Annotated in this window: 10 protein-coding genes and 2 pseudogenes; 3 read left to right on the forward strand and 9 right to left on the reverse strand. The window is 61.9% G+C overall.

What is annotated here, in order from left to right; all coding sequences use genetic code 11:
- Nucleotides 1-42 precede the first annotated feature (42 nt).
- Nucleotides 43-1,017 carry an IS481 family transposase gene (locus ACTJK0_RS20985; RefSeq protein WP_440744822.1) on the forward strand — a complete coding sequence of 325 codons (975 nt, stop codon included), beginning with the start codon at nucleotides 43-45 and terminating at the stop codon, nucleotides 1,015-1,017.
- A gap of 20 nt (nucleotides 1,018-1,037) precedes the next feature.
- On the opposite strand, the gene ACTJK0_RS20990 is transcribed toward ACTJK0_RS20985, so the two are convergent.
- The 8 genes and pseudogenes from ACTJK0_RS20990 to ACTJK0_RS21025 all read right to left on the reverse strand — a co-directional run bounded on the left by ACTJK0_RS20990 (nucleotide 1,038) and on the right by ACTJK0_RS21025 (nucleotide 8,614).
- Nucleotides 1,038-1,442, reverse strand: a complete 405-nt coding sequence (locus tag ACTJK0_RS20990; protein ID WP_440746496.1) for a DUF1003 domain-containing protein — start codon at nucleotides 1,440-1,442, stop codon at nucleotides 1,038-1,040.
- Nucleotides 1,443-1,490: 48 nt separating this feature from the next.
- Nucleotides 1,491-3,932, reverse strand: a complete 2,442-nt coding sequence (locus tag ACTJK0_RS20995; protein ID WP_440746497.1) for a cation-translocating P-type ATPase — start codon at nucleotides 3,930-3,932, stop codon at nucleotides 1,491-1,493.
- A 349-nt stretch (nucleotides 3,933-4,281) separates the two neighbouring features.
- Nucleotides 4,282-4,511 (reverse strand): annotated as a pseudogene (locus ACTJK0_RS21000) (transposase); the annotation flags it as partial.
- A 48-nt stretch (nucleotides 4,512-4,559) separates the two neighbouring features.
- Nucleotides 4,560-4,811: pseudogene (locus tag ACTJK0_RS21005) on the reverse strand (GntR family transcriptional regulator); the annotation flags it as partial.
- A gap of 72 nt (nucleotides 4,812-4,883) precedes the next feature.
- Nucleotides 4,884-5,600, reverse strand: a complete 717-nt coding sequence (locus tag ACTJK0_RS21010) for a YoaK family protein (protein WP_440746498.1) — start codon at nucleotides 5,598-5,600, stop codon at nucleotides 4,884-4,886.
- A 379-nt stretch (nucleotides 5,601-5,979) separates the two neighbouring features.
- Complete coding sequence (locus ACTJK0_RS21015) at nucleotides 5,980-6,552, reverse strand: flavin reductase family protein (protein WP_440746499.1); 573 nt, start codon at nucleotides 6,550-6,552, stop codon at nucleotides 5,980-5,982.
- Nucleotides 6,553-6,554: 2 nt separating this feature from the next.
- Nucleotides 6,555-7,601, reverse strand: coding sequence for a methionine synthase (locus ACTJK0_RS21020; protein ID WP_440746500.1), 1,047 nt, complete (start codon nucleotides 7,599-7,601; stop codon nucleotides 6,555-6,557).
- A 20-nt stretch (nucleotides 7,602-7,621) separates the two neighbouring features.
- Entirely contained in the window at nucleotides 7,622-8,614 is a 993-nt protein-coding gene (locus ACTJK0_RS21025) for a DUF1852 domain-containing protein (RefSeq protein WP_440746501.1), read from the reverse strand.
- Between the two features lie 120 nt (nucleotides 8,615-8,734).
- Here ACTJK0_RS21025 and ACTJK0_RS21030 point away from each other — a divergent pair, with 120 nt between their 5' ends.
- Together ACTJK0_RS21030 and ACTJK0_RS21035 are read left to right on the forward strand one after the other, a co-directional pair.
- Nucleotides 8,735-9,676 carry a LysR family transcriptional regulator gene (locus ACTJK0_RS21030; RefSeq protein WP_440746502.1) on the forward strand — a complete coding sequence of 314 codons (942 nt, stop codon included), beginning with the start codon at nucleotides 8,735-8,737 and terminating at the stop codon, nucleotides 9,674-9,676.
- A gap of 609 nt (nucleotides 9,677-10,285) precedes the next feature.
- Nucleotides 10,286-10,540, forward strand: coding sequence for an IS1096 element passenger TnpR family protein (locus ACTJK0_RS21035; RefSeq protein ID WP_440746503.1), 255 nt, complete (start codon nucleotides 10,286-10,288; stop codon nucleotides 10,538-10,540).
- Between the two features lie 208 nt (nucleotides 10,541-10,748).
- Here ACTJK0_RS21035 and ACTJK0_RS21040 read toward each other — a convergent pair whose 3' ends face one another.
- The gene (locus ACTJK0_RS21040) at nucleotides 10,749-11,126 is read right to left on the reverse strand and encodes a cupin domain-containing protein (protein ID WP_440746313.1); all 378 of its coding nucleotides are present in this window, start codon (nucleotides 11,124-11,126) and stop codon (nucleotides 10,749-10,751) included.
- Between the last annotated feature and the right edge of the window lie 56 nt (nucleotides 11,127-11,182).

The following is an 11,182-nucleotide window of genomic DNA, read 5'->3' on the forward strand; positions in this document are numbered from 1 at the left end:
GGTTGGTGGTTACCACACACAGCCAACGACTAAGAGGTCCTCATGTCTCACCGTAATGCCCGTCTGACTCCGAATGGTAGGCGGATCCTCGTCGAGCGCGTCCTCGCCGGCCGTCCCGTCGCTCACGTGGCGAAGGAAATGGGCATCTCGCGGACTTGCGCGCACCGCTGGCTCAGCCGGTACCGTGCCCACGGCTGGGACGGCCTCGAGGACCGCAGCTCCCGACCAAGATCCTGCCCCCACGCCACCTCGGCGGAAGTCGTTGCCGATGTCCTGACCCAGCGCGTGGAGCACCGCGAAGGGCCAACGGACCTGGCTTTGCGCTGCCGCACGAGCGCCCGGACGGTCTCCCGGATTTTGGCCAGGGCGGGCATGCCCAGGTTGTGGGATCTGGACCCGGTGACCGGGGAACGGATCCGCGCGTCCCGGGCTACCGACCGCCGCTACGAACGAGACGCCCCAGGGGACATGATCCATATCGATGTCAAGAAACTTGGCCGGATCCCTGACGGCGGGGGGTGGCGGGCCGACCCTTCCCAGAGCGCGGCAAACCACCGCAAGTCGCATCAGAGGATGGGCTTTGACTACGTCCACGTCGCCGTGGACGACTACACCCGCTTCGCCTACGCCGAGGTCCTGCCCGACGAGAAAGGCCCGACCTGCGCCGGGTTCCTCACCCGGGCCGCCGCCGCCATGGCAGCGAACGGCGCACCCGTCCGGCGTGTCATGACCGACAACGCCTTCGCCTACCGGCTCTCCCGCGACTTCCAGGACGCCTTGGCTGCTTTGGGTGCCAAACATATCCTGATCAAACCCCGCCATCCCTGGCAGAACGGCAAAGCAGAACGCTTCAACCGCACCCTCCAGGAATGCTGGGCCTACCGCCAACCCTTCACATCCAACCAGGCCCGCACCGACGCGCTGCAGCCCTGGCTAAACTTCTACAACAACCACCGGCCGCACGGCAGCCTCGGAGGCAAACCACCCATCAGCAGGTGCAACCAACCTACTGGCTGAGTACAACTAGGGCCCTGAGGCTAGTGTGCTGCTGACTTCTTCAGTTCCTGCAGGATCTCCAGCTGGATGCGGTTGATGGATATCAGGAGTTCAATTTCTTCTTTGGCCTCGGTGTTAGTGTCGTAGTCGTGTTGGGCCATGGCGGCGGCGATCGCGTCCTGCCGTTTTGCGGCGATCAGCAGAATTGCGCCCTGGAGACCTGCCAGCATGGAAAGCAGGAGGTTCAGGAGAATGTAGGGGTGCGGGTCCCACGCCTTCGAGGCAAGCGCCCAGGTATTGATGGCGGCCCAGACGAGCATGAAGCCGACGAAGCCCGAAACGAAGGGCCAGCTCCCCATCCCGTTGCGCATGATGTCAGCAGCGCGTTGTCCCCTGCTTAGGGTGGCTTTGTGTTTGTCGTGCCAGGTCTTCTGTTGGTGGCTCATGGCTCAGCGTAGACCCGGACCGGGAGTGGTGCAGCCCCGGGCCTGATCTTAAGCGGGAGCAGCCAGGACGGCCTTCATGCGTCGGCGGTGGTGCCGGAACAAGAGTTCAATGGCGAAGCAGCCCAGGAACGCGATTGCAGCAGGAGCTGCAATCTGTTCCCCGGCAAGTGCTGTGAGGTCGAAGAATTCCTGGATGGGGGGCACTGTTACGACGAGCGTAAGCGCAGCGTACATTGCACCAATGATCAACACGCGCCACATATTCAGGGGCCGGGATAGGACCACCAGCACCCACAGGGCAATCAGTGTCAGCACAACCACGGACATGGTCCGAACCGGGGTGCCGGAGCCGTAACCGCCTGCCAGGGACAAGGCATTGATGCTTAAGACGGCCAGGCAAATGATCAGGCCTGCCGGTATTGCGAAGGACAGTGAACGCTTCAGGAATCCGGCATGGTATCGGGCGGCATTGGGCATCAGGGCGAGGAAGAAAGCCGGGATCCCGATGGTGATTCCGTCCGTTGCCGAGAGCTGCCGCGGCAGGAATGGAAACCCCCAGAGCAGAGCCCCGAAGGTAACGGAGAGAAGAACCGCATAGGCGGTTTTGGTGAGGAACAGCATCGAAACCCGTTCGATATTGGCGATGACCCTCCGGCCTTCCGCGACAACACCCGGAAGCCTGTCGAACCGGCCATCAAGCAAGACCAATTGTGATACTGCCTTTGTCGCGGCTGCGGCCGAATCCATGGCGATTCCAAGGTCGGATTCCTTTAGCGCCAGCGCGTCATTAACGCCGTCACCGGTCATGGCGACGACGTGTCCCCGTCGTTGCAGCGCCTGGACCATTTCCTTTTTCTGGGCTGGAGTGACCCGGCCGAAAACGGTCTGGCGCTCCATGATATCGGCCAGTTCTTCCGGGTCTTGCGGCAGTTGACGGGCGTCGAATCCGCCGTCGAATACCACGCCGACTTCGCGTGCAACCGCGGCGACCGTTCGGGGATCGTCCCCGGAAATGATCTTCACTTTGACGCCTTGGTCCGAGAAGTACGACAGGGTCTCTGCTGCGTCTGGGCGGACTTTCTCCCGAAAGGTCAGGAGAACAAGGGGAACAGGAACGGGCGGAAGCACTGCTTCGTTCCCTTCCACGGTGGAAGCAGTCACGTCGGTATGCGCCAGGACCAGCGTCCTCAAGCCTGTCGCGGCGAGCACGGATGCAGCGCCGAGCGCACGATCAGTAGCTGCGGTGCCGGCTGTAAGGACAATTTCCGGTGCTCCCAACACCCAGGTCCCGGCGACAGAGGTGCCGGACGGGAAGCTGACCGCACTCCATTTCCTGGCCGAGGAAAAGGGGACGGAGGAAAGAGGGCGCAGGGTGCCGTCATCCGGGAAGTTGGCTTCGAGGCATCGGGCGGTCGCGTTGGCGTTCGGATCTGCGCCGAACCAGCCGAGTACTTGCTCCCAGCCCGGCGGTGGGGGTTCACCAATGTCGTGAACCGAATCAAAAACGATCCTGCCCGCGGTGAGGGTGCCGGTCTTATCCAGGCACAGCACGTCCACCCGGGCCAGCCCCTCCACTGCGGCCAGTTCCTGGATGAGCACCTTTTGGCGCGCCAGTCTGACCGCACCCACGGCGAAGGCGACACTGGTCATAAGCACCAGGCCCAAAGGAATCATGGCAATAACGCTGGCCACGGCGCCGACGGAAGCATTCTGCCAGCTTCCGGTGGAGATGGCCTGCCGCCAGCCGCCTTGGCCCTGCATCTGTCCGTTGATAACGATGGCCATGATGGGCACTAACGCGAAGGTGATCCATCGCAGGATCCGATTCAAAGCCTGACGGATTTCAGATTGGACCAAGGAGAAGCGCTTGGCTTCCGCAGTCAGCCTGCTCGCATAGGACTGCGCGCCAACCCCGCTGACGCGGGCCCTGCCCTGTCCTGTGACGATGCTGGAACCGGAAAGGACTTCAGTGCCGACGCCCTTTTGCACGGCGTCGGATTCGCCCGTTAGAAGTGACTCATCCACTTCCAGGCCGGTTTCGTCAATCACTACAGCGTCCGCAGGGGCCTGGTCTCCGGCGCGGAGTACCAGGATGTCGTCGAGTACGACGCTCCCGACGCCAATCTCCTGCACAACCCCGGCGCGAACCACCCGGGCCCGCGGGTCCGTTAGGACCGCGAGGTTGTCGAGCGACTTCTTGGCTTTGTATTCCTGCACGACTCCGATCAGGGCGTTGCTGACTGCTGCGAATCCAAACAGTGCATCCCGCCATTGGCCAAGCAGCATGAGCAGCAGAAAGCTGGCGGCGACGATGGCGTTAAAGAGAGTCAGGACATTGGAACGGATGATGTCCCAGGCGCTTCGGCTGGAAGAATTGGCGACGAGGTTGGTCAAATGGCCCTCAACGCGCAAGGCAACCTCGTCAGCCGAAAGCCCCTCGATCCCGGGCTTGCGCGCCGGACGGAAGTCGGTACGGCCCTGTCTGGTCATTCCGCTCCCCCCGCCTGACGAACAATGGACTGCATTCCGCGATTGTGCCCGGAACCGCCTTCATGGTGCACCGACGCCCAAGACGGTGGCCGGAAGGCACCCCGGGGGGAGAGCACCGGATGTCCAGTCACGACACCCGGGATACCTGAGTCTAGCCCCTGCAGCGCAGGCCGGACCCCTAACATCTTCCGACGTGCCTTCAGTGGAGCGGCGGGGCAAGCTGCACCCGCGCCGGGCATTCGCACCTTTGTGGGCGTCCAAAGTCTTAGTGCTTCTTGCCGCAGGTTGCTCCTACGTCAATCACCGATAATGGAGATTCCGTAAAGCTGCTCCGTGGGCTTGGCTACTTTTATGGTTGGGTTGGTGAAGCCCGTCTAACGAGGTGATCCATGGAGGTCCGCCATCCGAGGATTTCGCGTGGTCGCTGGTTGAGTTCGGTGGCGACAACACTGAGATGTTCGCGCTATGAACGCCGAGGTCTGTTCCTGTAGGAAAGTACTGGCGGAGCATGCCATTGGTGTTCTCGTTTGATCCGCGTTGTCACGGGCTTGCGGGGTCGCAGAAGTACACGAAGGTCCCACGCGTGACTTCGCGGTACACCAGCCCTGCATCCTCCGGGACGTTGGGGGCGCGCCGCGCTGTCATGCGGCCAATGCGGAAGTCCAGGCAAAGCTCACGTTCCGGCGGCAGCGGGGACTGAGGCATGAGTTCACCGGAATTGATGTAGATTCGCCAACAGCCAAGACCGCCCGGCTTCGGTGTTGAATCCGGTTTAACCAGTCCAGAAGGCCGCTTTGGATGCGTCGGATCAGAACGGGATCTGACCGAAGAACAGCTTTTTTGACAACGAGCGTTCGGCGCCAGGCCGCCTGGACACATGCCGGGGAAGCTGTGACCGATTCCGTGATCGTCCGCGCTCCGTGGTGCGGTACAGCCGGTGGGATGACCGCATCAATGCCAGCGGCGACTCCCCAGGACCGTCACAGCGGCGGTGATGGCGATGCCGAGGCCGATCGGGACGCTGAGATGGATATGGAGCAGGAGTACTCCGATGGCGGCCCCGGCGAACATAGCGAGGACAGCGCCCAGCCGTCGGTTGAGTAACCGGGGCCGTTGCTTGCTTACAAGTGACTCTCCGGCGAGGGAAGTCATGGTGGAAGTAATGACCACTGTGGTCATGTCTCGTACGCCCAAATGCCGCGCAATCAGGGCCTGGGAGCCCATGTGCATGGCGATAACGGCGGCAACAATGACACGAATGGACGGCCGGCCGACGTCTTCCACGATGAGAGAGATGGCGGCGGTTCCCGTCAACGCGATACAACCCGCTGTGAGAAGGAGCGTGACCCTGCGGTTCCAGCCTTTCGGGCTTGACTGGAGCGTAAATCCGGCGACCGCCGCGCCGAGGAGAAAGGCGCCAAGTGCTACAAGTGGGCCCAAAGTTGGCAGGTTCGCCGCCCCGGCCAACGCCATTGCAAGAATCACCACGTTGCCGGTCATGTTTCCGGTGAAGATGTGATCGAGTCCAAGGTAGCCGACCGCGTCAACCACACCTGTGACTAGCGTGAGGGCCATCATGAGCATCAGTCGGAACTTTTCTGGAGATGACGCATTTTCTTGCGGGGTAGAGGCGGCTTTGGTACCTGAGCTGGCTACGGCTGATGTCATGGTTTGAGGGATCCTTCATCGTGAGGGGTGGTCTCTATGGCCACCCCTCGGACATGCTTGTTGGTGGTTTTAGATGGGCTGGCTGGCAACTACGGCGAGGCCGCCGCTCCGGGGATCTGCGCCGGCGGCTAGGGCGCCGTCGTAGCGTCGACGTGAAATCATGGAATGGCCGACAAGGTCGTCCCGACCCTTGCCGTTCAGGATCGTGAACGCTCGCCCAACTGGACAAGGGTGTCATCGTCAATCAGGCCCTCGGCAAGAATGTGGTCTTTGACCGTGTGTGCGTCCATGCCGCCGACGACGAAGCGCGGACGGCGGGAGTTATGCTTCCGCCGTCGTGAGCCGCTCGGCTTCCTGCCTCGCATTGTTGGCGCGGCGCTCAGCCTTCAAGCTTGGAATGCTCGCCCAGACGATGCCATGAACGGTTGTGGTAGACCAGAGCGTCGCCGGGTTCGCCCGCCTGGACGTCGCGCATCACGCGGGATTCCAGGGCGTGAACGGCGATGATCGTGGAGGTCCCCACCTCCATGCGATTGATGACGGCGCAGCGCACCCAGGCGCGGACATCGTTATACACCGCTTCGCCGGTTGCAAGGGGCGACCAGGGGTGCGTCTGGTCAAAGCGGTCGGCGCCGGGGGTCGCTCCAAACTTCGCCAAGTCGACGTCGTGCGCGTCCAGCAGGTGCACGACGACGGTTTGGGCGCGCGAAAGCACCTCGGACGCGGAGGACAGTGCCGAGACCGAGAAAATCAGTAACGGAGGTTCCGCACTCACTGACACGACCGACGATACCGTCAGTGCCACCGGTCCTTCGCCGGCATCCGCCGTGATGACGGCGACACCTCCCGGGTGGCCACGGAACAGTGCTTTGAATTCGTCGGCCGAGAGGGAGGACGGGAAGCTTTGCTTCGGAGCCTCAAGCCAGGTGTCTGCGGGGTAGGCGTGAAACATCGTTATGACACCCTGGGGGCGGAGCGGGCGAGTTCCTCGCGAATGATGTTCGTCCCTGCGCTGAGAGCACTCAGCTTGGCCAGTGCGACGTCCCGGGGGAACGGTGCCATGCCGCAGTTGGAGCTGGCGATAAGTTTGTCCGCATCGACGAACTGCAGGGCTTTGCGGAGGGTGTTGGCGACGTCCTCCGGGGTCTCGATGGTCTCGCTTGCGACGTCGATTGCCCCGAGCATGACTTTCTTGCCGCGGAGGAGCTCGATGAGGTCCATGGGCACGTGGGAGTTCTGGGATTCCAGCGAGATGATGTCGATGCTGGACCTCTGAAGCAGCGGGAACGTTTCCTCGTACTGCCGCCACTGAGACCCGAGCGTCGCCTTCCAGTCGTTGTTCGCCTTGATCCCGTAGCCGTAGCAGATATGCACGGCGGTCTCCGCACGCAGCCCTTCTGCCGCTCGCTCAAGCGCAGCAACGCCCCAGTCCTTGACCTCGTCGAGGAAGACGTTGAACGCGGGCTCATCGAACTGGATGATGTCCACGCCGGCCGCCTCCAGTTCCTTTGCCTCTTGGTTCAGGATCGCAGCGAACTCCCAGGCCAGCTTCTCGCGGCTCTTGTAGTGGTCATCGAAGAGCGTGTCCACCATGGTCATGGGACCGGGAAGAGTCCATTTAATTGGCTGATCGGTGGTGGCCCGGAGGAACTTTGCGTCTTCGACGAATACCGGCCGCTCGCGGCGCACTGCTCCGACGACGGTGGGCACGCTCGCGTCGTAACGATCCCGGATGCGCACGGTCTTGCGCTGTTCAAAATCCACGCCGCTGAGATGCTCGATGAAGGTGGTGACGAAGTGCTGGCGGGTTTGCTCGCCGTCGCTGACGATGTCGATGCCGCGCCGACTCTGCTCCTGGATGGCAATGCGCAGCGCATCCTGCTTGCCCTCGAGCAGCGCATCTCCCTCCAGCTTCCACGGGGACCAAAGAGTCTCCGGCTGTGCGAGCCACGATGGTTTCGGCAGGCTTCCGACAACGGTGGTGGGCAAAAGTGAGTTCATAATTGACGATTCTCCGTGGGTCAGTTGACGAGAGCGGGGTATTTGGCGGTCCACCGGTCCAAAAGATCCTTGTGGGGCGTAATGAAGTGCTCCTCCGTGTACTTCGCCTGGGTGATCGCGAGCTGACTGCGCTCGACGCGGTCGTAGGCGATCTGGGTCCGCGAGTAATCCTGCTCGCCCAGACTCGGCTGGTAGACGACGGCGGCGGCGGAGTTCGCGTTGTAGACCTCCGGGCGGTAGATCTTCTGGAACGTCTCCATGGTGCTGATCGTGCCGATGAGCTGCAGGTTGGAGTAGTCGTTGAGCAGGTCGCCGCGGAAATAGAAGGCGAGCGGCGCAACGCTGCCGCGTGGCATGAAGTAGCGAACCTGCAGCCCCATCTTTGCGAAGTACGCGTCCGTCAGCGAGAACTCGTCCTGTGAGTACTCGACGCCCAGGACCGGGTGATGGTTCTCCGTCCGCCGGTAAGTCTTGCTCGTGGAGACGCTGATGCACACCACTGGCGGCTGCGGGAAGCGTTCCTGGCAGGCGGGCGAATCGAGGAATTGCTGGAAAAGTTTGCCGTGCAAATCGCCAAAGTCCTCGGGAACGGTGGGCTTGCCTGACTCCGCTGCTGCCGCTGGCAGTACCACGCTGAAGTCGAAGTCACGGACGTAGGAGGAGAAGTTGTTCCCCACGATCCCTTGGTGGCGGATACCGTTCAGCTGGTCGACGATCTGGATGTCGAGAACCTCGAACAGCGGGAACTGCCGGTCGATGCCTTCCGCGGTGACCTCTATCTGCACTGAGACGATCTCAAGCTCAAGCGTGTAGCGGTCCCGGTCCGGGTTGTCCCAGTCTGCGAGATCGTTGAAGCGGCGCCGCATCATGGTCAAGGCGTTGCGGAGGTTCTCCTGGCGGTGCTCGCCCCGTGCCAGGTTGGCGAAATTCGTCGTGATCCGGGAGCCTTCCGACGGGGAGTAGTCCTCGTCGAAGGGCGTGGTGGTGATGCTGAAGGTGAAGTCGTCTGCCATGTGATGCCAATCCGTTGATGGGCCAGAGACGGCCTTTCCGAAGGGGATGTATCCATGGTGCAGCTTTTCGCTGGGTATCAAGTAACTAGTGGTTACTATGCTTCCATATAGAATTTCCCTATGGCCCAGATTTCGAGTGGATTGACCCTGCAGCAGCTGCGTTACTTCATAGAAGTTGCAGCGGAGGGTTCGATCTCGGCGGCTGCCGATCTTCTCTACGTAGCGCAGCCAACCATGTCCGCAGCGATGAAGGACCTTGAGGCCCGGGTGGGCCGTGCGCTCCTGCTTCGGTCCGCCCGCGGGGTCACCCTCACCGCCGACGGGGTAGAGTTCCTCGGCTATGCGAGGCAGGTCGTGGAGCAGTTCGCCCTCCTCGAGCAGCGCTACCTTGGCAGGCCACCTACGCGACGTCTGCTCGGGGTCTCAACGCAGCACTACTCGTTCGCGGTGGACGCCTTCGTCCGGATGGTCAAGGCCACTGAGGTGGCCGAATACGAGTTCTCGCTCCGGGAGTCCCGCACCTGGGACATCATCGAGGATGTCCGGACACTCCGCAGCGAGATAGGCATCCTCTACCGGAACGATTTCAACCGGAAGATCATCGACAAGCTGCTCCGGGAATCCGGGCTCGCGTTCACTCCGCTTTTCCTCGCCGATCCGCACATTTTCATTTCACGGAACCACCCGCTCGCCTCAAAAGAGCGTGCGACTCTCGCCGATCTCGCCGGCCTGCCGCGCCTAACCTTCGATCAAGGTGCGAACAACTCTTTTTACTTCGCCGAGGAAATTCTCTCCACCCTGTCCAGTAAGCAGGAGATCCGGGTCTCTGACCGTGCGACGATCTTCAACCTCATGATCGGGCTCCACGGCTACACAATCTCGACGGGCATCATCAGCGGGCAGCTCGACCCGGAGATCGTCGCCATCCCGCTCGACGTTGACGAACGCATCGAGATCGGCTGGATCGGCCACGCCGCGATTCCGCTTACCGACCAAGCGCAGCGCTACCTCAGGGAGTTGCGGGCCGTCGTCGCTGAGTTCGGCCTAGCGCTACTCGACTGACTGCAGTTGAGCGGGCGGGTCTTTACCCTTGCGGTGATTGGACGTGTTTGTTGCAGCCGAGCGGGTTGCTGGTGTCGTATATGCCCGTCGCCGTCGCCGTCGTTGGCATGACCGGGGCGGACGCCAGCGAGGAAACCGGCCTGTTCCAGGTAGTGGCGATCCAGCCAGGGACATCCAGGCCGGGTTTGTAAGGCCGCGGTGCCTGGCGGCCACCTGTGGAGGCCGCAAAGTGGCTCACACATTTGGGAGTGTAGTCAGGGGCCTGACTCCGCCGGCTTCGAGCAGCGACGGGCCATGTAGTTGGCAAGCTTCTGGAAGCCGAGGGCAGAGCCGCGGAGGAGTTCGAGCCTGGGCGCTCGAAGCCAGCATAAGAATGGCCGCAGCCATTGTTCCCAAACGTTTGACCGAAGAAGCTGCGACCCACCCGGTGATGTCTTCGATCGAAATGTTCAGCTACGAAACGCTTGGACTCTGGTCACGAGACGGCAGTTCTCGTAGCTACTTCTACTCTCGGATTTGAATGCCGATAATTGCGACTTCGTCAAGCTATAGCTTCAGTGGGGGAGAGGTCGCTCCGTCTTACTGGTAGCCGCTGTGGCGCATGTAAGAATGGGATGCGTGGGCACGTCTGGGGTTGGCGTTGGGTTCGGACAGGACGCATTCCTTCAGATCCGTGGGGAGCTTTTCGACAGCGACCCTGGGATACGGCGCCGGCTCGAGATCCGAAGCACCGTGAAGTTGGATAGGGTCCATCAGGTCCTCCAGGCGTCCTTTGGTAGGGAGGACGCGCACCTGCACAAATTTACGACGAGTCCGTTCGCGCCGCTCCGGTTTGTCGACGGCGAATTTCCGGAAGTCCCGTAGCAGACTGGACCGTCAGCTCCGCGCCGGACCATATGGGCGCGAAAGTGGTGCATGTGTGGCGCCGCCCGTTGAGCCTCTTTTCGGCCTTCGGCTGCTCAAAGGCGTTGTTCGTTGGCTGGATCACAGACAGGGTGTCGCACGCCTACCGTTGATTGTGCAGCTATCTTGCCCGGACAGAGATTCAGCAAGCCGTGACGCGATGGACTAGTTACAGCGGGTGCTTACCGGCAGTGGGAGGAGGCGACGCATCGGCCCTGGCCATCCGTGCCCCCTTCGCCGATCCCAAGTTGGAGTAGTCGGCCGGCCGGGGCTCGCCCCAGATAACCATCACCTTCAGCGGCCCCTCGCCGGTGTTGCGCAGATCGTGCCGCGTTCCCACCCTGGCCAGGACGGCGTCACCGACTCCTACCGAATATGTTTCGTCTTCGACGGTCATTTCACCCGTGCCCTCCGTGACAACATAGATCTCCTCCAGGGGGCGGCCAGGTTCCGCATGTGAATGCATACCCTCGAAGCCTCCTGCAGGCAGCTCCCAGGTCTGCACTGCCACAGGCAGCTCGGACTGACCGTAAAAAAGCCACTGCATCTGCAGTGGTGAGCCCTCATGAAGGCTGTAACGAAAGGCGTATGTTCCGGCTCTTT

This window comes from Paenarthrobacter sp. 22069 (assembly GCF_052046035.1).
GTDB lineage: Bacteria > Actinomycetota > Actinomycetes > Actinomycetales > Micrococcaceae > Arthrobacter.